The following is a 22,604-nucleotide window of genomic DNA, read 5'->3' on the forward strand; positions in this document are numbered from 1 at the left end:
ACGTGAACGTCGTTCACTATAGTGAGATCCATGAGCTCCCCGTCAAGCCCGGCCAGAGGGCGGCCCGCCCGGCTCGACCGGGCCCGCACCATCCGGACCGCCCTCGACCTGCTGGACGAGTCCGGCCTCGACGCGCTGACCATGCGCCGGCTCGCCGACGCGATGGACGTCCAGGCCGGCGCCCTCTACCGCTACTTCGCGACCAAACAGGACCTGCTCACCGCGATGGCCGAGCGCATGCTCGACGGGGTCGCCGACGCCGCCGGGCCGACGGGCGACGGCGACTGGAGCGAGCGGACGGCGCGCCTCGCCCGCGCGCTGCGTACGGCCCTGCTCGCCCATCGCGACGGCGCGCGCGTCTTCGCCGGTACTCACTCGACCGGTCCGAACACCCTGGGCTTCGCCGACAGCCTCGTCGGCGTCCTGCGCACGGCGGGCTTCGGCGACGACGAAGCGGCGCGGGCGCTCTACGCGGTGGCCAACTTCACCGTCGGCCACACCCTGGAGGAACAGGCCGCCCTCCGGCCGGACGACGGAAAACCCGCCGATCCGGGCACCCTGCGCGAGGCGGTGACGGCAGGAACATATCCACACCTCACCGCCACCCTGCCGGCGCTCACCGGCACGGACTTCACGGCACACTTCGAATTCGGACTGCACCTGATCCTGCACGGCCTGCGCGCCGTCCGGCGGTGAGCCCGGGCGGCGTCTCCCCACCACCACGGTGCCGTACGACCGAAACCCCCACCGATCGGAAGCGGTGATCGCTAGCGTGTCACTTGCTTTCGACGACCAAGAAAGGGGCCAGGACAGTGTCTTGGATAGGTCGAGGTTCACGCACCGACTACGCCGACGGGAGGCACGTCGCTCGGACGGTCTTGCCGCGCCCCCTGGTCACCACCCTGGCCCTCATCTCAGTTCTCACTGGATGCAGCGTGAGCGACCCGGCACCCTCGCCTTCGGAATCGTGGCGTCATGGCACCCGGGAACTCCCCTCGGCCGGCACCTCCACCGTCGATCGCGCGACGGAGGGGACGAAGAAGGTCTCCAGCGGGCTCCTCAAGCTGATCGAGGTCCCGGGCAAGGCGTCGGAGCCCGGGCCCGGGGTCCTCGAATGCGAAGGGAAAGACCGTGACAGCTTTTTTCAGATGAACCACCCCTGGAGCTTCATCCCGGCCTCGGGCGACGAGCTCGCCGGGGTGATGCGGCGACTCAAAGAGGAGTTGCCACGACAGGGCTGGAAGGTCACAGAATACGGGCCTGACCCGTCAGCCAACCGGAACCTGAGCCTGTCTGCCGATCACAACACGAAGCGATTCAGCGTCAACATCACGAACTACACAAAGGACAATCCGCCTAAACTACTCATACATGTCGTTTCCGGTTGCTACCGAGTACCCAGCGGACAGAAGGTCGAGCACTTTTGATTCCATGCTTGGCGCATGGCTCCGCCCCGCCCCTCGCCCACCCCCATGTCAGCGGCGGAAACCGGCGGGCGTACGCTTCCCACCAGCGAAACGGTCAGGAGCGGTAGCCGGAAGCCGCTGCGGTGAGCGGCTGAGGACGAGTGTGCGTGCCGTTTGCAAGGGTTTGGGCGGAAGTGGACCTGAACCGTAATGTTTTTGCGACAAAACGGCATAAATCCTCGGGAGTCGATCCCATAGGGTCGACCAGTGATCGAACGTCGTAATGGGGCACATGCCCGGAAAGCCGCCGCTCCCTCCGTCCTCCGCCGACTGTGGGGCGCTCGCCAGGGGACCGCGCGCCGTCTCGGGCGGTGGCTGAGACCGGCGTATCCGCGCCCGGGGCGGTCGGGCTGGCGGCGCTGGGTTCCGTCGTGGCGGCAGACCCTGGGGCTGATATTCAGCGCCGTCGGCGTCGTCACCGGATTGCTGGCGATCATGTACGCGCGCACGGAGATACCCGCCGACCTGAACGCCTTCGCCACCCAGCAGGACAACGTCTACTACTGGGCCGACGGCACCGAGATGGCGCGCACCGGCGAGGTCAACCGGCAGGACCTGCCCCTGGACAAGGTTCCGGAGAAGGTGCGCTGGGCGGCGCTGGCCGCCGAGAACGAGACGTTCTACTCCGACAGCGGCGTCTCCCCCAGCGGCATGCTCCGCGCCGTCAGCAAGATGATCACAGGCGGCAGCACGCAGGGCGGGTCCACGATCACGCAGCAGTACGTGAAGAACGCCTACCTGAACCAGGAGCAGACGTTCGACCGGAAGCTCAGCGAGATGTTCATCGCCATCAAGCTGGACCGCAAGCTGTCCAAGGACGAGATCCTCGAGCAGTACCTGAACACGAGCTGGTACGGGCGGGGCACGTACGGCATCGCGCGGGCCGCCCACGCGTACTACGACAAGGACGTCTCGGAGCTGAACGCGAGCGAGGGGGCCTTCCTCGCCTCGCTGCTCAAGGGGGCGGCGCTCTACGACCCCGCGGTGAGCGCCAAGAACCACGAGCGCGCGGTGGAGCGCTGGAAGTGGGTCCTGGACCGGATGGTGAGCATCGGCAAGCTCTCCAAGGCGGAGCGGGCCACGTACACCCGCTTCCCGGAGCCCGTGCCTCCGCCGCACCCCTCCGGGCTGGCGGGCCAGACCGGTTATCTGGTGGAGACCGCGCGGGCGTACGTGAGCGCGCACAGCGACGTCTCCGACCAGGACTTCGCCCGGGGCGGCTACCAGATCCACACCACCTTCGACCGCCGGCGGGTGCAGGCGCTGGCGAAGGCGGTGGGCAAGGCGCGCGTGACGCTCGGCCCGGACCCCGGCCACCCCGACCGCGACCTGCGCATCGGCGCCGCCTCGGTGACCACCGACGGGCGCATCACCGCCCTCTACGGCGGTGAGGGCTATCTGAAGCAGGGCTTCAACGACGCCAACTCCTCGGTGGTGCCCGCCGGAAGCGCGTTCACCCCGTTCGTCTACGCGGCGGCGCTGCGCGACGGCGTCCAGCGGGAGCGCGGGAAGCCGCGTACCCCCGTCACCCCCGCCACGCTCTACGACGGCGACGACAAGATCACGCTGCTTACGCCGGAGGGCCCGTACTGGGACCGCTCGGGGAAGATCGTCAAGGCCGAGAACGACAACGGGAAGTCCTGGGGCCGGATCTCCCTGAAGAACGCGGTCGCCCAGTCGGTCAACACGTCGATGATGCAGCTCGGCATGGACGTCGGCCTGGACCGGGTGGGCAAGGTCGGGGTGGAGACGGGTCTGCTGGAGAGCAGCCTCGGCGAGAAGCTGCCGTCGTTCTCGCTCGGCACCTCGACGCCCAGCGCCATCCGCATGGCGGACGCCTACGCCACGTTCGCCGCCCAGGGCCGGCACACCGACCCGTACTCGGTGAGCGGTCTCCGCCGGAACGGGGCGGAGGTCCGCGTGGAGCGGCCCAAGCCGCGGCAGGCGCTCCCCGCCTCCGTGGCCAAGGCGGTGGACGACGCCCTGCGGGAGGCGGTCCGGCACGGCACCGCGCTCGCCGCCAAGGCCGCCGGGCCCGGCACCGCGGGCAAGACGGGCACGGCGCAGGACGCCAAGTCGGCCTGGTTCGTGGGGTACCGGGGCGGCCTCTCCACCGCCGTCTCCCTCGCCCGTATCGATCCGAAGAGCCAGGAGCTGCTGCCGCTGGACGCGAGCGGGGACGGCAAGGACGAGGGGAAGGGCAAGGGCGCGGGGAAGAGCGACGGCACGGGGAAGGGCAAGGGCGCGGGCGGTCCGTCCCCCGCCTCCGTCCCGCTGGGCATCTGGACGCGGTACATGACCGGCCGCTCGTGAGCGGGGGCCCGGGGCGGTCCCAGGGGGGACGGTCCCGGGGAGGGGGACGGTCCCGGGGGGGACGGTCCCGGGCCGGACTCGGAACCTACTTCACGAGCGACTTCCAGTCCGGGGACTGCGCCGGGTCGAGCCCGCGCAGCCGGGCCAGGACCTCGGGGTCCTGGGCGTCGAGCCAGTCGGCCAACTGCTTGAAGGAGACGCAGCGGACGCCGTCGCGTTTGCACACGGACTTCATGACGTCCTCCATGGCCTTCATGTAGATGCCGCCGTTCCAGTCCTCGAAGTGGTTGCCTATGAAGAGCGGCGCGCGGCTTCCGTGATAGACGCGCTCGAAACCGTTGAGGTAACCGTCGCGGGTGAGTTTCCGCCACTCCGGGTACTTCTTCGGGTCGCCCTTGGTGTTGTCACCGGACTGGTTGTAGAGGAAGTTGAAGTCCATGGAGAGGACCTGCTTCTCGCTCTTGGGGTAGGGCAGCAGTTGCAGCGGGAAGTTCCATATGCCGTCGATCTGCGACGGCCATATCTGGAAGTCGCCGGGCGAGCTGGCGTCGTAGCGCCAGTCGAACCGTTTCGCCGCCTTGAGCAGGTTCTTCTGGCCCTCCAGGCATGGCGCCCGGCCGCCGGCGAGCTCCTTCTCGTAGTCGAAGGGGAGCGGCGGCAGGTCCTTGTAGCCGGTGTTCGTCTTCCAGTGCTCGACGAACGAGTAGGCCTGCTCGATCTCGCTCTTCCACTCGCTCTCGCTCCAGTCGCCACCGCCCTTCTTGCCGCAGAAGTGGCCGTTGAAGTGCGTGCCGATCTCGTTGCCGTCGAGCCAGGCGGCGCGGACCTCCCGGAGGGTGTCCCGGATGTGCGCGTCGGTCGCGTAGGAGATCGCGGACTCGCCCGGCTTGTGCTGCGGGGGCCGGTAGAGGGTGGCCTTGGACTTGGGGAGCAGATAGGTGCCGGTGAGGAAGAACGTCATTTTGGCGTTGTTCTCGCGGGCGACCTCGCGGAAGTGCGAGAAAAGGTGATCGTCGCCTTCCAGGGCGCCGTCCCAGGAGAAGACGACGAACTGCGGGGGCTTCTCGCCCGGCTTCAGCTTCTCGGGCTTCGGCTGTTTCGGCTGGGGGCCGGTGTAGGACGTGGAGCCGTCACCGAGCACCTTGACCTTGCCGTCCCACTTCTCCTCGGGCTTGCGGCGGTTCTGCGGCCGGCTCTTGTGGGCGGAGGCGGCGTCGGCGGACGGATTGCCCGAAGGCGACGCCGAGGAGTCCTTTCCGCCGGACTTCCCGCCGGCTCCGTCGGAGTCGCTCCCGGAGTCGCAGGCCGACAGTCCGAGCGCGACGGCGGCCGCGGCGACCAGGGCCGTCGCCGTCTGCATGGTCCTCTTCGACAACTTCGTACCCCCTGGCACCAAAACACACATTCCGGCCCCAGTATCACAGGGACTGTTACGCCGACTTTCCACCGCCCCGATTTCAGGGGGGCATCAACTACCAAAAAGGGCATAACGCATGGTTGCGCGTCGTGATCACAGGCCGGTGGGCCCGGCCGGACGGACCGGCCGGGCCCACCTCCCGTCCGCGCGCCGAGCGGTGCCCGCCCACCGCGCGGCGGCACCGGTCAGGTGCGGTAGGCGTAGTAGACCGCGTCCGGGTACGACGCGATGATGCTCGCCACCGACTTCCGGTAGGTGTTGGTGGAGTGGTACGTGAGGTACGGGACGCCGTAGCGGCTGCGGTACGTCGCCATCATGGAGTGGTCCTTCGAGCCGTCACCGTCGAAGTCCATCTGCATGACGTCGCCGACCTCGAGCTGGTAGACGTTGGCCAGGCTGGTGACGCGCTTGGAGTTGAGCGCGTACCACGACCACTCGTTCACGCCGACCCAACTGTCGGACTGGCCGGAGGCGCCGTACCACCACTTGCGGTAGTCGTCCGCCGAGCCGGTCTCGGGCTTCCAGCCGCCGGCCTGCAGGGCCTGGCTGAGGAAGTTGGTGCAGTCGCCGCCGGCGTCGTTGAACTTCCGGTACGACGGGTTGTAGTTCCGCCAGTACTTCTCGGTGTAGGCGGCCATGGCCGCGTAGTCGACACCGGCCTTGGCCCGCTTGGGCACCGACTGGCTCGTCCACGAGGTGGAGGCGCGGGGGGCGCTGGGCGTCGGGCCGAGGGAGGCGACGCGCTTACGGACCGTGGGGTCGTTGATGGCGATGGGGCCGTCGTCGTCGGTCGACAGGCCCGTCAGCTCCCAGGTGCCGCCCGGGCGGGCGGTGAAGCGGGCCTCGTGCCGGGCCTTGAAGCCGGTGGTGACCGGCTCGTCGCCGCGGATCTTCTTGTACGTGAGCGTCGTGGTCTCGGTGAGCCGCACGACCGCCCGGCCGCCGGAGGAGCGGGTCCCGTCCACGGTGACCTGCGTGTCCGCCTTGGTGTACGCCTCGTGGAGCCCGGCGAGCCGCTTCTTGCGCGCCTGGAGGGTGGCCAGTCCGGCCTGCTCCGTCTTGGCCGCGGCGGCGGCCAGACGCACCTTGCGGTCGAGCTGCGTGGCTATTCGCGGCGACTTCACCGAGTCCAGCAGCGCCGAGGTGCGCTCGGTCAGCAGGGTGTCCGCGGCCCGGCCGAAGGAGGCGATGGTCGCCTTGTCCACCGCACCGGCCTTGGGAGCCGCGCTCGCGGCGGAGGCGGGCACCAGCACCGCCGGCACGGCCATGGCGAGCACGGCTCCGACGGCTGCTCTGAGAGTGGTTGGTTTCACGAAGTTTCCCCTTGTCACCCGGTCCGCACGGACCGGGCACGGAATCTTCGCACGAGCGCCCGACATGCGGAATGTTGGCCCCCGCACCCGTCTCCGCCTTCTCCCGAGCTTCTCCCGAGCCACCCGTGACGGCCCGTCCGCCGGCTCGTCCGCAAGGCCCGGCGGGTGGCGGGAAACCACTGCTCCCGGCCGGGCGGGTGACCTAGGGTCCGGACCATGACGAGACTTCGCCGGGCGGCCTCGGCCGCCGTACTCGCTTGTCTGCTTCCGCTGACCGCGACGGTCACCGCCTCCGCCGCGGCGGAGCCACCCGGGGCACCGGCCCCCGCCACCGCCACTCCCCCGGAGGCGAGCTCCACCCTCCAACTGCCGTCCCCCAACGGGCCGTACGCCATAGGCCGGTCGACCCTGCACCTCGTCGACCGCGGCCGCCGGGACCTCTGGGTACCGGCGGCCGACGGCCGCGAGCTGATGGTCGACATCCACTACCCGGCGCGCCGGGGCGGCGGGAAGCCCGCCCCTTACCTCACCACGGAGGAGGCCCGCCTGCTGCTGAAGGTCCGCAAACTGGACAAGGTGATCCCGGCGGAACGACTGAGCGCGACGCGCACCCACAGCCGCGTCGACGCGCCGCCGGCACCCGGGCGCCATCCGCTGATCCTGCTCTCCCCCGGTTTCACCGTCTCCCGGTACACGATCACCGCGCTGGCCGAGGACCTGTCGAGCCGGGGATACGTCGTGGCCTCGATCGACCACGCCTACGAGTCCGTGGGGACGCTCTTCCCCGGCGGCCGGATGCTGCCCTGCGCGGCCTGCGAGCGGATGAGGACGGAGGAGGACTGGCACGCGGCCGTGGTGAACCGGGGCAAGGACGCCTCCTTCGTCCTCGACCGGCTGACGGGGGCGCGCTCACCCTGGAAGCACGCCGACCTGATCGACCGTCAGCGCGTCGGCATGGCCGGGCACTCGCTCGGCGGCGCGACCGCGGCGGCGGTCATGGCGGCCGACCCCCGCGTGCGGGCCGGTGTGAACTTGGACGGCGCCTTCCACGGCGCGGTGCCCGCCGGCGGGCTCGGCGGCCGGCCGTTCATGATGCTCGGCACCGACGACAACACCCACCGCCCGGGCGGCGTGGACCGATCCTGGGACCTCACGTGGCCGCGACTGGACGGCTGGAAGCGGTGGCTGACGGTGGCCGGGGCCGGCCACTTCACCTTCACCGACTTCCCCTTCCTCGGCGACCAGTTGCTGCCCCCGGCCACCCCGGACTCGGGTCCGGCCCTCTCGGGACGGCGGTCGGTGGACATCACCCGCGCGTACGTCGCCGCCTTCTTCGACCGGCACCTGCGGCACGTCCCGCAGCCGCTGCTCGCGGGGCCGACACCCGCCAACCCGGAAGTACGGTTCAACCGGCCCTGACGAGGAGGAACAGATGGCGGCCCACCCCAACAGTTGGCGGTCCACCCCGCCGACGGTCACGCGGCGTACGCGGCGCTCGTGGCCCGGTTGCCGGCCGAGGAAGGTACGGAACCGGCCGTGCGCGAAGGCCAGTTCCACCGGGTGGTGATCGGCGCCCGAAGGGTGCTCTGTTTCCCGCGCACCCCGGCGGCCGCCGTCCGGTTGCCCGTCCGCGCGGCGACCCTGCGCGCGGTCGGCCGGGCGGGCCTTCCGTTCGCCGTCCCGTCGCCGCCGACCGTCGAGGGCGGCCCCGGCGGCGGGCCGGCCCGCCTGGAGCTCACCCGGGTACCGGGCGCCCCTGAAGCCGTCCACGCTCGCCCGGCCGGAGGCCGCGGAGGCCGCGGTCCGGCGGTTCGCAGCGTCGGCCCGGCGGTTCGCCGCGTTGCTGACGGCGCTCGGCCACGCCGGCGGGGGAACCGGCAGCGCGCGGGGGACTGCCGAAGGCGCCCCGCGATGAGTGGATGCGCTTCGCGTCCGACGTCCGCGCCGAGCTGTCCCCGCTGCTGTCCGCCGCCGGACGGGCACGGGCGGAGCGGGAGCTGGTGACGGTGGAGGCGCCGCGCGGACGCGTCGGGGGCTCTGGCCCACGGCGACCCGGGCGGCGGAAACGTGCTGTGGGAGACGGAGGGTGGGTTCCCCGTGCTGTGCGGGGTGGTCGACTGGGACGAGGCCGCGGTCGGCGATCCGGCCGTGGACCTGGCCGCGTTCGCCTGTCGGCAGGTTCGGATATTCGGATGTGCGGAATAGGGTCTGGGCCGTGACGTATCCGCTTCCTTCCAAGGCCCTGAACGACTTCCTCATGACGCTCCACCCAGGTGACGTCGTTGCAGGGGTGGTTGCCGGGATCGAGAACTTTGGAGTGTTCGTTGATCTCGACGGGGCTCCGGAAGCATCGGCGGGGTTCATCCCTCCGCCGGAGCTGTCCTGGAGATGGATCTCTTCTTGTCATGAAGCTGTGTCACTGGGCCAGCGCGTGACCGCCGAGGTCTTGGCTCTGGATACCCTGATACGTGGTCAGGCGGTGCTGTCCCTGGTAGCTCTCCAGCCGAATCCGTGGAGCAACTGGGCTGATCGCGCCGGCAGCATTATCCGGGGCCGGGTCACGAAGCTGGTCCCGTTCGGGATCTTCCTGAGGCTCGACGATGGGATTGCAGGGCTTGTGCACCGCTCCGAGCTACCACCCGCAGGGCCGAAACAGGCGACTCGTATCGGTGATGAGAGGACTGTGCGAATCACTGAGGTCGATGTACCTATGCGGCGTATCCGTCTTTCACTTGCAGGGACGGACGATCTCGGGGCGCGCTATGGAACCGACACGGCGCCGTGGGCGCGGCCCTGACGGCTCCCACGGCCCACCGTTCGAAGCCAGGCGGGGCAGCCGGTTCAGCTCGACCGAGCCGAGGCCCAGCGCCCCGGCAGGCCCGCCGAATCCTGTAGCGACGCCCGCGTTCGCTCCCTACAGTCGCCTCATGGCCACACCGTTGACGAGAACCCAAGTCAGCCCGACATCACCGCGATGCTCCAAGGCCAGACCAGTGCATGCAAGGCAGCACGCGCCGCCATCGCCGCCGGCGGCGAGGTAACGCTCTTCGACGGACGGCCGCCACAGTGGATGGTCTTCGGCATCGCTGCGACAAGGCTGAGATGGGCGTTGAATATTGGACTGACGACCCTCGGCCTCGACAAGACTGTTGAGATCCTCCGAGCTCGGCACCGCGACGAGCAACTGCGTACCGGCAACATCGTCGCAGTAGACAGTTCTTGGTTCGTCACCTTGTACTTCGACGCCACCGGGACCGAGCTCCTGGCGTGCAGCGGTGTCAAGAACGAGCGTCCCCCGCTCAGGGACGCTCAGAAGCTCCAGCTGTAGAGGCCGCCACCCGTGCTCACCGCAGACGCAGCGAGCCGGGCGACCCCCTGCAAGACCGTCAGTAGATCGTCGTCGGTCATGTCGTCGCCGTCCTCAGACCGGAGCCGGGTGGTCCAGCGGTCGGCGAGCTCTTCGAGTTCGGCGTGACTCGCTTTGGCGAGTGCTCGAGTCAGCCGCTTCGGCAGAGCGAACACCTCGACGCCATCGTTCAAGGGGGCGATGACCCACTCCGGCCAGGCCCACCCGAGGAGCTGCTCACGTGGCACCTCGGCCGAAAGCGCCTCGAAGTACATGTCCCATTCGGCGATGGCGCTGTCCGGCTCAATGAAACGGCAGGTCACAGACTCAAAGACCTCACCGGGTCCCCGCAGGCGCGTCGAAGCGGCCGCCTCGTCGTCGGGGGCGAGGAAGAACACTATGTCGTGGGCCATCCGAGCATGATGGCAGCCCGCGGCATACGGGGGTGCTGGGTAACCGGTCTCAGCCGTCTGATCGGCGGGCCACCTCGGCTGCGTATGCGGTCCTGACGGCCCCGGCGGCCCAGCGTTCGGCACCTGTGGGTCTGATGCCGAGCAGGCGCTGAAGGACTGCTGGCGGCATCTGTGTGCAGAGATCAAGCAGGGCCCCGCATCGTCAACCCAGAGGCTCGGCAAGCCACTGGGCAGCAAACAACTCAGCCGGCGCCTCCGCAAGATCGGACTCCCTACCGCAGCCGGTTGGCGATTTCGACGAGCTGGAGGACCAAGCCGTCGAGGGGTGGTGGCAGCCTCAGCGGGGTCCTGTTGAGGCGGAGGGCGACGCCGTTCTCGTCGTGGATGACGTGCGCCGTGGTCAGTCGGCAGGTCCTCGCGGGGTACTGGCCATAGAGCAGGACCATCAGTCCGGCGACGCGGTCCCTGGTCTCGGTGGAGTCGTCGTTCAGGAGCCGCCGGGCGGTCGCCCGGCGTTGCCGAGACAAGGGCAGCCCGGAAGTAGTCGACGGCCATGTCCTTCTGGCTGGTCATGCGGGCGTCGAGGGCTTCGTGGGTGAGCTCGCAGGTCCCGGCGGCAAGGTCGGTGACCAGACGGTTGGCCGTGGGCGATTCCCGCAGGTAAAGCAGGGTCCGGGCGGGGATTGAGGGTCAGCAGGGCGTCGCCGACCTTGTCGAGCTCGGAACGGTGCTTGCCGTCCGGCGGCGTCAGCAGCTTCCGCAGTTGACGGTCGGCGGCGCATCGTCGACAGAGACCGAAGTGGAACAGGCGCTCGATGGTGCCGCACTACTTGCAGGGCTTGTGTGCCTCCGGGGCCTTCTCCCAGCAGTTCTCGCAGATGGGTCCGCGTGTTGTCCGGGCGCCGACGCGCGAGGGGCGTCCGCAGTCGGTGCAGGGTTCCAGCTTGTGGGAGCACGTCCGACAGCGAGGTGAGTCGGTCCCTGCGAAGAGACAGGCCCGGATCTTGCCGCAGGAAAGCCGATGAGGATCACACTGTCCGCCGGGAAATGCAGTGCCGGCCGCCCGAATGTGACTGCGAAGACCAACTTCATCCGATCATCCGTAAAGTCCCCGCCTGGAGTGGGGTGGTCGGTCACTGCTGTCCTGTGCGTCTCAACCGCCGCACCGATCTGCTGCCAGAGCACTGCCCTACGGCATTGCCATAGAAGCGACAGCGCACCAGGAACGCCGATAAAGCGTCTCCTGTCGACCGGGGCCGTCGAGTCAACCGTTACCCACCCCTGCTTTCTCAGTCAGGCGCATTCCGACGCAAGCGGGGCAGTTTCTGCCCTACCTGGGTTGACTACGCGCCTCCGGACCGCCCGCGCCTCGTGGTGAGCGACCCGGCGCCAGGGAGCCCACCACTCCGCAGTCGGTACGAAAAGGCGTCGGGTCATCCGTCGACGTGAAGGGGATGCGCACCGCAGCCCGTGCGCCGTCTGGCGGAACACGCCCTCTTCCGATTTGTTTGGAAGCACCCTTTGCCCCGGGAACCTGATCCGCGCCTCTGGCGGCATGCACCACCCCATGGCGTGATGTACATACGCAGGCAACGGTCTCCCACGCTCCGGATGAAAAGGCCTCGACTCCGCGGACAGGCGCCTCGCAGCCCCAACGCCCCTTGCCCGGCCCTGTGGCCCGCCGCCCCGAGCGAAACCGGAAGGGGCAAGAGGAACTCAAGCACCGTGCCACCGGCCGGCTTTGGAGGAGTCCGTAGGCGATCGGGATGGGCACACGCCGAAGGGTGTCGCCGACGACGTTCTTCGCACCGGCCCCGCAGCCCCGCAGCCTCGAAGCAACTTGCACACATCCTCGTGAAGCGATGCTGAGGCCGTTGAGACCGGCCGAAAGACCCCAGTAAGCCGAGACGGCCGCCGGACCGCTCTTCAGTCCCACTCCCGGTGCAGGCGCTGCACCACCTCGCGACAGCAGCGCCCGCGTGCGGGAAGTAGTCCTTTCCATGCGACCGCAGGAGAAGTGAATGACCGAAAAGAACGTGGTGCTCTTCCCGGGAACGGCTTTGCCACCCCGCCCTGGGGTGCTCCAGGACCTCGCACGTCGTACGGACGGCGTTTCCTCGTTGCTGAAGGACATCGACGAGGTCGGTTTCTGCTTCGGCTGCCGGCCGGTCGGCCTTTACCTGACGGGAAATGCCGACCCGGCGGTGGACTGGGAGCTTGGACCGGAGGAGCTCTACCTGTCACTGATGGGGGTGTCCCTCGCAGTGTGGCGGGAAGTGACCACTGTTCACGGGGTCGATCCCTACGCCCTTGTCGGACAGAGCGTCGGCGAGCTGTGGGCCATGGTGGCCGCGGACATGCTGAGCGTCACGGACGGGGCACGGCTCGCCTGCCTGCGGAGCAGGGCGTTGACCCGGCTGGGCTGGCCGGGGCTGATGTCGGTGGTGGCGGCGGGAGAAGAGCGGGTGTCGCACCTGGTGGCCGCGGTGGACCATCCGGACCTGGTGCCGGCCTGCGTCAACTCGCCGCAGCGAACGGTCGTCAGCGGGCCGGCAGAGCCACTCCGGCTGTTCGAGGAGTTGGCTTCTCACCTGGACTGGAGTCATGCCCGGCTGGAGGTCCCGCACGCCACCCACAGCCCCGCGGTGGGAGTCGCGGCGACAGCTCTGCGGCCGGCTGCCGGAACGGTTCGTCACACAGCGCCCCGGTACCCCGTCTTCTCACCCACTCTGAGGCGTCCCCTGACGGAGCGGGACGACCCGGTCGAGGTGGTCGCCGGCGCTCTCACGCGCCAGGTAAGGCTGCACGACGTGCTTGCCCTTCTCCACCGGCGCGGGGTGCGCCGGTTCATCGAATGCGGAGAGGACGAACTTGTCAGCCGCATGGCCCTGGAAGGCCTGCCCGCGGTCCGCACCTGGGTTCCACTGGTGCACGGGACCACGGACGCGCCCGACGGCAACCGGTCGCCCGGAACCTGCCGTTCCGACACGTCCGCCGACCAAGCTGTCACCGACGCCGCAGCGCCACCTTCGCCCCCACCCCCGACCTCGCGGCCGGCGCCGCCGCCGGTGCGGGGACCGTCCGCTGCTGCGCCGGGCACTCGGACGCCGACCGGGCCCAGCGAGAACGAAACAGCCGCGGCCGTCGTGACCGCTCCCGCAGCGAAGAAATCCGCACGGGCCGGGGACCGTGTGACGGATATCCCTGACGCCCCGGCCGCCAGTGCGGACCGGCCGAGCCCGGCCCTGTCGAACCGCGACGAACTGCTTGACCGGCTCCGGGAGCTGTACAGCCGCGAGCTGGGATACCCGCCGGAAATTCTGGAGGAGGACGCGGAGCTGGAGGGTGACCTGGGAGTGGAATCCCTGCGGCAGGTCCAGTTGCTGCGCCAGGTGGCCCAGGACTTCTCGGTGCCCGCCCTCGGCGAGAAGGTCCGGCTGCTGGAATACCGCACGCTCGGCCGGATCGCCGACCGCGTCCTCGCCGCGGCGTCGGACGGGTGAGGGGGCGGACGTCGTGGACCGGGAACGGAGGACGGGCACCGGAGAGCGCGGCGCTTTCGCGGGACGGGTCGTCCTGGTGACGGGTGGCGCACGCAGCCTGGGCGCCACCTTGGTACGCCGCTTCGCGGCGGAGGGCGCCCATGTGGTGATCAACCACTTCCACTCCAGGGAGGCGGCGCGGGCCCTGCACGCCGAGATCACGGCTGCCGGCGGGTCCTGCGAGACAGCGTGGGCCTCGGTGGCGCGGGCCGATCACGTCGACAGGATGTTCGCCGGCATCCGTGAGAAGCACGGACGACTGGATGTGCTGGTGAACAACGCTGTCAGCGGCGGCTTCCTGCCGTTGCGCGAGGCTGACGGTGCCTACTGGGAACGAGCGTGGCAGACGAATGTGATGGGTGCGCTGCGCTGCTCCCTGAAGGCTGTCGAGCTGATGGCGAGGAGGCCGGCCGCCGCCATCGTCAACCTCACCTCACCCGGCGCCACACGCGCGGTACCGGGATACGCCTTGGTGGGGGTGGCCAAGGCCGCTGTGGAGTGCCTGGGCCGGTATCTCGCCTTGGAACTCGGGCCGCTCGGCATCCGGGTCAACTCTCTGTGCCTAGGGCCCCTTCCCGGTACGGACGGCCTCCGGAACGCCGCTACGGGGGAGGAACCGTTTCTGGATGCCTCGCGCCGGGGCTCCGCCCTGAACCGGCCGATCACCCAAGAGGAGGCGGCTGACGCTGTCGCCTACCTGGCCTCGGGCATGGCCTCGGGCATCACCGGCCAGACCGTCGTGGTGGACGGGGGGTACACGTTGACACTCCCTTTCTCCACCGCTGTCCACAGCCGGCTCGCCGTCTACGCCGGTTGTGATGAGACGCCTTCGCCGGCCTTGCCGGCCGGGCTGACGGAGGAAACCGCCCTGCGGACCTGCACGGACCGGGAGGCGACCCCATGACCGGCACGCCACCGGAGCACACCCCCGCTCGACACGCCGTCGCCGTCGTGGGAGTGGGCGGAGCCCTTCCCGGCGCCGACGACCCGGAAGGCATCTGGACCGCCCTGTGCCACGGCGAACCCCGGCTGAGTGCCCCCACCCTCTTCGACGCCGAGTCCTTCACCTCCCCCGAACGCTCTGGATACGGCCGGGTCTACGCTCCGCGCGCCGGCTTCCTCCACCGGCTCGCACCGGCCCCAGGACTGGCCGCGGAGCTGGACGCCGGCATCTGGCCGGAGGAGGCGTTCCCTGCCGTGACACTGCTGCGGCACAGCACCCACCAAGCCCTGGCAGGCGCCCGTCGCCGCGCGAGCGACCGTTGGCTCGCGGTCGTGGCCTACTGCGGTGAGATGAGCACGGCCCACCTGGAAGGCCCCTTGGCCGCGGCCGGTTACCGGCGGCTCCTGCACCGGCACGCGTCGGGTCGCCCGGACGAGAGGTGGCTGGAGGAACAGCTCCGCCACGCCTCCGCCGTGCGTCACCCGCCCGCCGCGGTGCCGGGCGAACGGGCCCTGGCACCGTTCTGCGTACAGGACGCGCTGCGCGGCCTGGTGCCGGACGACACGCGGACACTGGTGGTCGACGCCGCCTGCGCCAGCGGTCTGTACGCGCTCGACCAAGCCGTCCTGGCCCTGCGGGAGGACGCTTGCGACATCGCACTGTGCGGCTCCTCGGTCCTGTTGTCGGCCTCCCAACTGGCGCTGTTCTGCGAGGTCGGCGGCATCACCCGCCAGGGGCACCCGCGGGTGTACGACGAGGACGCCGACGGCACCCTAGTCGGCGAGGGAAGCACGATGCTCGCCCTCAAGCTGCTCGACCGGGCCCTGCGGGACGGGGACACGGTCCACGGCGTCGTCCTGGGCACGGGCCTGGCCTCGGACGGCCGGCGTGCCTCGGTGCACGCCCCGGCCGTGGGCGGCCAGATGCTGGCCGTCCGGCGGGCCTGGGACGCCGCCGTGATCACCGAAGAGGACCCCGATTGGATCGTCGGCCACGGAACCGGCACCACCGTCGGCGACGAAGTCGAGCTCACCGCGTTGCGTAACCTGCTGGGGACGCGGTCCCGCCCGTGCCCCGTGACCTCCAACAAGGCCGTGTTCGGCCATACGTCGGCCAACGCCGGCCTGGTGTCGGTCCTCCACGCCCTGCTGGCCCTACGGTACGAGGTCATTCCGCGGCAGCCTTCCTTCCGCGCGATGCGCACGCTGGACAGTGGGGCCGGCTGTCTGATCGTCCCGAGCGAGGACCTTCCGTGGCCGGCACGCGGCGACCGGGTCCGTCTGGCAGGGGTCTCGGCCTTCGGGCTGGGCGGCACCGGCGCCCATGTGGTGCTCGCCGGCCCTGAGCAGCAGGCATCCAGGGCAGGGATGTCCGTCCGCCCGCCCGTGTCCTCTCGCCGGAAGTCCCGCCCGGCGCCACGGAGAGGGGACGAGGATGCAGTGGCCGTGGTCGGAATCTCGACGCACTTCCCGGGCCGTGACGCGCGCGCGGAGTGCGACTGGCTTCGGGGACGAGGGCCCGCACCCGCGCCGGAGTTCGGCGACCCCTATCCCCTGCCGGCACCCAGCCAGCTGACCATCCCCCCGGTCGTGACGCGTCACATGGACCGCGCACAGTTGATGGCCGTCGAGGCCACGGCCGGCCTCGCCCGGCACCTGGGAGCCGCGTGGGACCGATTGCGCCCGACGACCGGAGTGGTGAGCACCGGTTCCGGGCCCCTGCGGCACACGATGGACACCGCCCTGCGCCTGTACCTGGGCGACTGCACCGCCGCGCTGCGCGTGCTGCCCGACCGGCGCCAGGCCGAGGAGATCCAACGCCTGCTGACGCAACGGGTCGAGGAGACCATCTTGGAGGTGGGTCCGGACGACTTCACCGGTGTCTGCCCGACGGTGGTCTCCGGCCGGGTGGCGAACTACTTCGACCTGCACGGGCCCAACACCGTGCTGCACGACGTACTCGACGCGGCACCGGCCGCCCTGCACACCGCACACCGCTACCTGCGTCACGGCACCTGCGACCTGGTTCTCGTCGGCGGTGTCAACGGCAACGTCCTGCCGGAGTGGGAGGCCCTCCTCGCCGGCGTCCTGCCGGCCGGACACGTCCTCGCCGAGGGCGCGGTGGTGTTGGCTCTCACCCGAACGTACACCGCCAGGGAGCACGGACTGCGGGTGCTGGGAACCCTCACCGGTACGGCCTCCGGGGGTGGTGTCCCGGCCCACGAGGTGCCCCCGCTGCGGGAGAGCCGACGCACCTACGGAGGCGCCGACGGCGTTCTGGCCGTCGCCCACGCGCTCCTCTCCGGCAGCCCGCTGTGCCTGAAGCCCCGCCACCCGGGATCCGGCGCCGTACTGGTCAGGCCGCCCGGAGCGGAATCCGCTCCTTCCGCCGAGATTCCGCCGGGCCGTCGGCGTCCCGGGACATCCGGGGAGTCCACTCCTCACCGTCCGGCCGATGACGGGGATTCGGAACCGATCGGACGCGCCAAGGGCTTGCGCCTGATGCACCAGCCCGCGCCCGCCCCGGCCCGCGACGTCCTGCCGGCGATCCCGCCCGGCGCCGTCGTCCTGACCGACGATCCCGAGCTGGCCGCCGCCGTGCCCGCCGCACCGGACCGTGTTCTGCTGTCCCCGGTCGGCGCCGCGCCGCCCGGGGCCCGGGCGGTGGAGGCCCACGGCGCCGCGGCGCTCCTGGCCGGTCTGCCCTTCGCCCCCCGGCACGTACGCGTCCTGTCCCGGCTCGGCCCCGCCGATCTGGACGACCCGAGCGGCGTCGAGGCCCTGCACGACCTGATGTTCGCCACGGTGCAGGCGCTGTCCGAGCGGCTGGACGAGGACGGTGGCAGCGTGGCGGTCCTGCTCGTGGACGCGGTCCGCGGGCAGACCCCGCACCCGCTCGGCGGCCTGTTCTCCGGGGCCCTGCGCTCCGCACGCTCAGAGCTGCCCCGCACGCGCTTCACGACCGTGCTGACGGATCTCCGCCCGGCCCATCAGGCCCTTGCGGTACTGGCTCGGGAAACCGGTCACACCCCACCGGGCGGCCTGGTCGTCCACAGCGGCGGCCGACGGCTGGTCCCCGCCCTGTGCCCCAGTGAGCCGGCACGACCCTCCCCGCTCGCGCTCGGACGGGACACGGTCGTCGTCGCCGTCGGCGGGGCCCGCGGGATCACCGCGGAGATCCTCACCGACCTGGCGCGACGCCACGGCCCCGAGCTGCACATCCTCGGCCGCACCCGGGTGCCGGACGAAGCGACACCACCCCCGCCCTGGCCCGACTACGTGAGGCGCCGCCTGGCGAGCGGGCCGGAACAGTCGGTGAAGGCCGTAAAGGCGGAGTACCGGCGCCTGGTGCGGGGCGCGGAGGCGCGCGCCAACCTTGATCGCCTGGAGCACGAGACCGGAGCCGGGCGGGTCCACTACACGGTGTGCGACGTCACCGACGCCGACAGTGTGGACGGCGCCCTGACCGCGGTCCTCCGGCGGCACGGCCGCGTCGATCTGCTCCTGCACGCGGCGATGGAACTGCGCTCGCGTGCCCTGCCCGACAAACGCCTGGCCGACTTCCGCACGGTGCGGGACGTGAAGGTCCGCGGGTACCTCAACCTGAAGCGCGCCCTGGCCGCGTGCCCGCCCCAACTGTGGTGCAACTTCAGTTCCGCCGGCATGCTGTTCGGCACCCCGGGGGACGCGGACTACGTCGGTGCCAACGAGTTCCTGGCCTGGGCCGGCCTATGGCACGGCAGGGGTGACGAGTTCGGTCTTCTGTGGTCGGCCTGGTCCGAGGTCGGGGCGGCGGCCGCACCCGAGTTCACGGCGAACATCAAGGAACTGGGCTGGGAGGCGTTCATCACCCCCGAGGTGGGATGCCGGCAGTTCCTCCGGGCTCTGACCGACCACGCGCACGAGTCCGCGGTCGTCTTCGTACGCGACTCCGAGCAGCGGATGCTCGACCACCTCGGCGGCATCGGCGCGTCCGCCACCGGGCACCCGTCCGGCCGGCCCGCGCCCGCGTCCAGCCGGCGGCCCACCCCGCTGGCCGGGGACGAAATCCACCGGGTCGCCGACGGCACCGTCACGTTCGCGCGGGCCATGCCGAAGCCCGAGGAGACGGCTGCCTGCGAACGGTGGATCCCCCACCACCGGGTCAACGGCCGCCCGGTCGTTCCGGGGATGTTCGCACTGGAGATGGCCGCCGAGGCCGCCCGTGCCCTCCGGCCGGACCTGGAGGTGGTGGGGTTCCGCCGCCTGCGCTGCCGGACGCCGCTGCCAGGAGAGTCCCGGGGCACGGTCCTGACGGCCAGGACCGAGGCGACCGCCGTCCCCGCGCGGCCGGCCTCCTCCCGCGACGGAGCGGCGGTGACCGTCCGGGTCCGCGTGCTCCTCGACCGGCACAGCCCGTACGGCCACCCGTTGCGGGTGGGAACCCTCTGCCATGAGGTCGACGTGCTGCTCGACGACCACCACCCACACCTCCCGGCGCCCGGGATCCCGCCCGCGGGAACCCCGGTGGCCTCCCACCCGTACCACCACCCCAACCAACTGGTGCACTTGTCCGGGCCGTTCACCTCGGCCGCCGATCTCCGCACCGGGCCGTCCGGTGCCCTCGCCCGGTACGCCCTGGACCTGTCCTCGTGGGAGGCCACCTTCCGCGACTTCCAGGTGCCGGCCCTGCTCTTCGACTGCCTGGCGCAAGTCTCGGTCCTGCTCGGATCCCCCTCCCTCGTCCCCCTGGCCGTCCTCGCCTCGGTGGACGCCATCGACCTGGGAAGCCCGGGTAACGACGTCACCCTCCTCCGCTCCCACGGCCCCGCGATCCTCCTGCACGCACCGCCCGACCCCTACACGGGAGACCTGTGGGCCGTCGCCGGCGACACCTCCATCGCCCGTATTCGCGGCCTGGCGGGGAAGAAGGTGGGACACCTCGACACCGCGACCGGGCATGTCCACGTACGGTCCGGCCCCGGCGCTCCCTGGCCGACCGCCGCGTCCGCCCATCGGCCCCCGACCGCCCCACCCCCACCGCTCACAGCCTCCCCGGAGGACGGCCATGGCACCTGAGACACCGCACATCGCCGGGGTGGGCCGCTGGCTGCCGCCACGGATCCGGGCCGCCGACGCCCTGGCCCAAGGGCAGGCCGATCCCGCCGAGATCGCCCTCAGCGGCGTCACGGCCAGCGCCACGACCGACTCGCTCGCACCCCGCGAGATGGCGGCACGCGCCGCCTTGGACGCCCTGCGGCATTCCGGTGTGCCGGCCGCGGACGTCGGCATGCTGCTGTACGCGGCGGCCGCCGACGAGGACCACCAGACGCCGTTCACCTACCTTCAACGCCTCCTCGCCCTCCCCCACGCGCTCACGTGCCGCGTCGACGCCGCCAGCAACTCCGCGGTGACGGCGCTCCTCCTGGCCCGCGATCACCTCTCCCACGGCGGCCGGCCGCAGTCCCACGCCCTAGTGGTCACGGCCCACACCACCGCCGCATCGCGTGTCAACCGCTGGCACAACGGCTCGGGATGGGTGACGGGGGACGGCGCCGCCGCCGTCGTGGTCGGCGCGCGGGACGGCTTCGCGCGGCTCCGGGGCAGTGCCGTCACGGCGCTGCCGGAGCTCGAGGAGGGCTCACGGGCCGTCCCGAGAGCCGCACACGAGATCCCGGCCCGCAAGAGGCTGGTCATCCAGCAGTCCGGTCTCACCGGCTTCATGGACTCCCTGAGCCGTGCCGCCCACGACGTGATCGCCCGCACCCTTGAGGACGGCCACGCCACCGCCCGGGAAGTGAGCCACCTCGTCGTGCCGTTCCTCGGGCAGGTCCCGGTGCGGACCTTCTTCGCCGAGGCCGTCGGGCTCCCCCTGGAGCGGACGACCTGGCCGTTCGGCCGCACCGTCGGCCACGCGGGGCCGTGCGACCAACTGCTGGGGCTGGACCACTTGGTGCGCACCGGTCGGCTCCGCCCCGGCGATCTCGTCCTCGTCGTCGGCATGGGCCTGGGCTTCACCTGGACCTGCCTGCTCCTGGAAATCACCCGCATACCCCCGAAGAGCGGGCCCCCTCACCCCTTCATCGCCACTGCCCGTCAGGATGCGAGCAGGTGAAACGCCGGACGACGAGCCACGCGCGGTGATGTGCAGGCGCACCGGCACCGCAACCATCGGCACCTGTCGACCAGCCACCGGAGAAGGGATTCCAGTGACCGTGGATCAGCCACCGAACGCCTTCCTGGCCGGAGGGCCGAAGGACCTGCCCGACACCAAACGCCTCGTCCGCCTCGATTCTCAGGCTGACAAGGCCGTGCTCACCTGGTACGACGGCCATGAACACTTCGTGTCCACCGGCGAATACACAGAGCAAAACGGCTTTCGCCTCGCCGTGTTCCGCTGGGCCTACCGCACGAAAATCGCCGAGTAACGCGGCGATAGGCGTCGGTCGGCCACAGGACCGGGCATCACGGGACTGCGGGCAACGGGCAAGGCAGCGGCCCCGCCCCGGCCCCGTACCTGTCCGCATCCCACAGTGCGGAAAGGTGCTCTCAGCCCGACTCGGCGCGACCGGACGCCCCGCGCGCCCTCGGATCCTCGGGCGCCGTCGGGTGCACGGTTGTCGGCCGGCGGTGGGCTGTCGTGCACTGGAGGTGGGGGGTGAGAGGGGGCGAGTGGTACGCCACTCGGCGCACTGTGGCGCGGCTCCTCGGCTCCGGCGGCCGGCTCGCACGGGGGTGGAGGGGATGTGTCCGGTGACCGTGTGCGGTACGTCGCCCGGGTGCCAGGGCGGCTGCCGGCCGAGGAGGCGCGGTCCCGCCGGGCGGCCGGGGCCGAGGCGGAGGAGCGGGCGCGGGCCGTGCGCGAGGTCCTCCAGGAATGCCTCCCGATCAGGCACGCTCCGGGCCCTCGGACACTGCGCCCTCGGCCGGTCCCCGCCCCCGTCTCACCGGTCCCGACGGGTGCCGCATCCCATGGAACCGGGGCCGGAGAGGGAAAGGGCCGTCCGAGGGGGCTGCCCACGGCCCACCGCCCGGCAGTCCGAGCCCGACGGGTTCGGGCGTCATCGGCAGCGCGTCGACGAGGGGCATTCGGATGCACGCTCGATTTTCTGGCGCGGGAAAGAGGCCCGTGAAGACCAGGACGCCGTCGGCGACTTCACGGTCGACTTTATTGCGCCATCATTCGCCCGGGAACCCGAGCAACAGTGGCGAATCAGGGCGCAAGGCCGCACGGCAAACTCTGCTGTAACCGCCGAATGTGATGCCGGAATCTCAAGGGAAAAGTGGAGGCATTGAGACTGTTCGCGAAGTGACTGTACGCACTCTCCATCTCCTCGGCCGGCTTCCCTTATATGTGAAACACCAATGCCACAAGCGGAAGGGGAGTCATGTCCGGCGAACAGATCGCGCACATTCGAAACAAAATCAATGCGACGCGCGTTGTCGACGTGGACAACGATGTTGTACTGCTCGAGTATTCGGCAACGGGTGGCGGTCAGGTTCTGGGGAATTCCGTCACCGATGTGGCGACGCACGTCTCGAAGCGGTACCCCGACGGAACGGAGACGGCCACGGCTCGTTTCGTGGTGACCTCCGAGTCCGGGCAGGACCAGCTCGTTCTCGTCGGCAGCGCCGCGGGCGATGTGGCGGCGGGCGGTGCCGTGTCGTTCAAGGGCGTGCTGACGGGTCGGTCCTCGAGCGGAGTGTTCGAAGAACTCAACGGGGTCGCCATCCTGGCCGAGGCGTCGATGGACGCCGACGGCCTGGTGACGCACACCTGGCGAAGGTTCTGACGGGTTTTCACCACCGCTGCTTGTCCGGGGCGGCATCGGCCGTGTGCCGGCAGCCGCCCCGGACTCCCGAGCATTGGTCT

The 22,604-nt window shown here is 70.6% G+C and carries 17 protein-coding genes; 13 read left to right on the forward strand and 4 right to left on the reverse strand.

Annotated elements, in window-relative coordinates; translation table 11 throughout:
• Positions 1-30: 30 nt before the first annotated feature.
• From ACZ6X9_RS28930 to ACZ6X9_RS28940, 3 genes are all read left to right on the forward strand, one after another.
• Positions 31-696 (forward strand): TetR/AcrR family transcriptional regulator, encoded by a 666-nt coding sequence (locus ACZ6X9_RS28930; RefSeq protein WP_469780958.1) that lies wholly within the window; start codon positions 31-33, stop codon positions 694-696.
• Between the two features lie 239 nt (positions 697-935).
• A complete protein-coding gene (locus ACZ6X9_RS28935) occupies positions 936-1,427 on the forward strand; it encodes a hypothetical protein (RefSeq protein WP_469780959.1) in 492 nt (163 codons plus the stop codon).
• Between the two features lie 474 nt (positions 1,428-1,901).
• Positions 1,902-3,779, forward strand: a complete 1,878-nt coding sequence (locus ACZ6X9_RS28940) for a transglycosylase domain-containing protein (protein ID WP_469780960.1) — start codon at positions 1,902-1,904, stop codon at positions 3,777-3,779.
• An 85-nt stretch (positions 3,780-3,864) separates the two neighbouring features.
• On the opposite strand, the gene ACZ6X9_RS28945 is transcribed toward ACZ6X9_RS28940, so the two are convergent.
• Together ACZ6X9_RS28945 and ACZ6X9_RS28950 are read right to left on the reverse strand one after the other, a co-directional pair.
• Complete coding sequence (locus ACZ6X9_RS28945; RefSeq protein WP_469780961.1) at positions 3,865-5,139, reverse strand: polysaccharide deacetylase family protein; 1,275 nt, start codon at positions 5,137-5,139, stop codon at positions 3,865-3,867.
• 242 nt (positions 5,140-5,381) lie between these two features.
• Positions 5,382-6,509, reverse strand: a complete 1,128-nt coding sequence (locus tag ACZ6X9_RS28950) for an amidase domain-containing protein (RefSeq protein WP_469780962.1) — start codon at positions 6,507-6,509, stop codon at positions 5,382-5,384.
• Positions 6,510-6,725: 216 nt separating this feature from the next.
• On the opposite strand from ACZ6X9_RS28950, the gene ACZ6X9_RS28955 reads away from it, so the two are divergent.
• The 4 genes from ACZ6X9_RS28955 to ACZ6X9_RS28970 all read left to right on the forward strand — a co-directional run bounded on the left by ACZ6X9_RS28955 (position 6,726) and on the right by ACZ6X9_RS28970 (position 9,837).
• Entirely contained in the window at positions 6,726-7,928 is a 1,203-nt protein-coding gene (locus tag ACZ6X9_RS28955; RefSeq protein WP_469780963.1) for an alpha/beta hydrolase family protein, read from the forward strand.
• A 618-nt stretch (positions 7,929-8,546) separates the two neighbouring features.
• Positions 8,547-8,714, forward strand: a complete 168-nt coding sequence (locus ACZ6X9_RS28960) for a phosphotransferase family protein (protein ID WP_469781027.1) — start codon at positions 8,547-8,549, stop codon at positions 8,712-8,714.
• A 10-nt stretch (positions 8,715-8,724) separates the two neighbouring features.
• Positions 8,725-9,306, forward strand: a complete 582-nt coding sequence (locus ACZ6X9_RS28965; RefSeq protein ID WP_469780964.1) for a S1 RNA-binding domain-containing protein — start codon at positions 8,725-8,727, stop codon at positions 9,304-9,306.
• Between the two features lie 177 nt (positions 9,307-9,483).
• A complete protein-coding gene (locus tag ACZ6X9_RS28970; protein ID WP_469780965.1) occupies positions 9,484-9,837 on the forward strand; it encodes a hypothetical protein in 354 nt (117 codons plus the stop codon).
• Here the strand turns inward: ACZ6X9_RS28970 and ACZ6X9_RS28975 are convergent.
• Together ACZ6X9_RS28975 and ACZ6X9_RS28980 are read right to left on the reverse strand one after the other, a co-directional pair.
• Positions 9,819-10,268 (reverse strand): hypothetical protein, encoded by a 450-nt coding sequence (locus ACZ6X9_RS28975; RefSeq protein WP_469780966.1) that lies wholly within the window; start codon positions 10,266-10,268, stop codon positions 9,819-9,821. The genes ACZ6X9_RS28970 and ACZ6X9_RS28975 overlap by 19 nt on opposite strands.
• Before the next feature lie 272 nt (positions 10,269-10,540).
• Complete coding sequence (locus ACZ6X9_RS28980) at positions 10,541-10,795, reverse strand: hypothetical protein (RefSeq protein ID WP_469780967.1); 255 nt, start codon at positions 10,793-10,795, stop codon at positions 10,541-10,543.
• A gap of 1,494 nt (positions 10,796-12,289) precedes the next feature.
• On the opposite strand from ACZ6X9_RS28980, the gene ACZ6X9_RS28985 reads away from it, so the two are divergent.
• The 6 genes from ACZ6X9_RS28985 to ACZ6X9_RS29010 all read left to right on the forward strand — a co-directional run bounded on the left by ACZ6X9_RS28985 (position 12,290) and on the right by ACZ6X9_RS29010 (position 22,524).
• Entirely contained in the window at positions 12,290-13,771 is a 1,482-nt protein-coding gene (locus tag ACZ6X9_RS28985) for an acyltransferase domain-containing protein (RefSeq protein WP_469780968.1), read from the forward strand.
• Positions 13,772-13,784: 13 nt separating this feature from the next.
• Positions 13,785-14,714 (forward strand): SDR family NAD(P)-dependent oxidoreductase, encoded by a 930-nt coding sequence (locus tag ACZ6X9_RS28990; RefSeq protein ID WP_469780969.1) that lies wholly within the window; start codon positions 13,785-13,787, stop codon positions 14,712-14,714.
• A complete protein-coding gene (locus tag ACZ6X9_RS28995) occupies positions 14,711-19,810 on the forward strand; it encodes an SDR family oxidoreductase (RefSeq protein ID WP_469780970.1) in 5,100 nt (1,699 codons plus the stop codon). The genes ACZ6X9_RS28990 and ACZ6X9_RS28995 overlap by 4 nt, the downstream gene beginning before the upstream one ends.
• Positions 19,800-20,846: a ketoacyl-ACP synthase III family protein gene (locus tag ACZ6X9_RS29000; protein ID WP_469780971.1), complete on the forward strand. Its 1,047-nt coding sequence runs from the start codon at positions 19,800-19,802 to the stop codon at positions 20,844-20,846. The genes ACZ6X9_RS28995 and ACZ6X9_RS29000 overlap by 11 nt, the downstream gene beginning before the upstream one ends.
• Positions 20,847-20,940: 94 nt before the next feature.
• Positions 20,941-21,159, forward strand: a complete 219-nt coding sequence (locus ACZ6X9_RS29005) for a DUF5988 family protein (RefSeq protein WP_469780972.1) — start codon at positions 20,941-20,943, stop codon at positions 21,157-21,159.
• Positions 21,160-22,119: 960 nt separating this feature from the next.
• Positions 22,120-22,524, forward strand: a complete 405-nt coding sequence (locus ACZ6X9_RS29010; protein WP_469780973.1) for a hypothetical protein — start codon at positions 22,120-22,122, stop codon at positions 22,522-22,524.
• Positions 22,525-22,604: the final 80 nt, after the last annotated feature.

Source organism: Streptomyces sp. NPDC052910 (assembly GCF_055585605.1).

Coding starts and splice junctions, on each gene's coding strand:
- ACZ6X9_RS28995 (WP_469780970.1), top strand. CDS start 14,711: ATGACCGGCACGCCACCGGAGCACACCCCCGCTCGACACGCCGTCGCC.
- ACZ6X9_RS28955 (WP_469780963.1), top strand. CDS start 6,726: ATGACGAGACTTCGCCGGGCGGCCTCGGCCGCCGTACTCGCTTGTCTG.
- ACZ6X9_RS28945 (WP_469780961.1), bottom strand. CDS start 5,139: ATGCAGACGGCGACGGCCCTGGTCGCCGCGGCCGCCGTCGCGCTCGGA.
- ACZ6X9_RS28930 (WP_469780958.1), top strand. CDS start 31: ATGAGCTCCCCGTCAAGCCCGGCCAGAGGGCGGCCCGCCCGGCTCGAC.
- ACZ6X9_RS29010 (WP_469780973.1), top strand. CDS start 22,120: ATGTCCGGCGAACAGATCGCGCACATTCGAAACAAAATCAATGCGACG.
- ACZ6X9_RS28975 (WP_469780966.1), bottom strand. CDS start 10,268: ATGGCCCACGACATAGTGTTCTTCCTCGCCCCCGACGACGAGGCGGCC.
- ACZ6X9_RS28940 (WP_469780960.1), top strand. CDS start 1,902: ATGTACGCGCGCACGGAGATACCCGCCGACCTGAACGCCTTCGCCACC.
- ACZ6X9_RS29000 (WP_469780971.1), top strand. CDS start 19,800: ATGGCACCTGAGACACCGCACATCGCCGGGGTGGGCCGCTGGCTGCCG.
- ACZ6X9_RS28985 (WP_469780968.1), top strand. CDS start 12,290: ATGACCGAAAAGAACGTGGTGCTCTTCCCGGGAACGGCTTTGCCACCC.
- ACZ6X9_RS28970 (WP_469780965.1), top strand. CDS start 9,484: ATGCTCCAAGGCCAGACCAGTGCATGCAAGGCAGCACGCGCCGCCATC.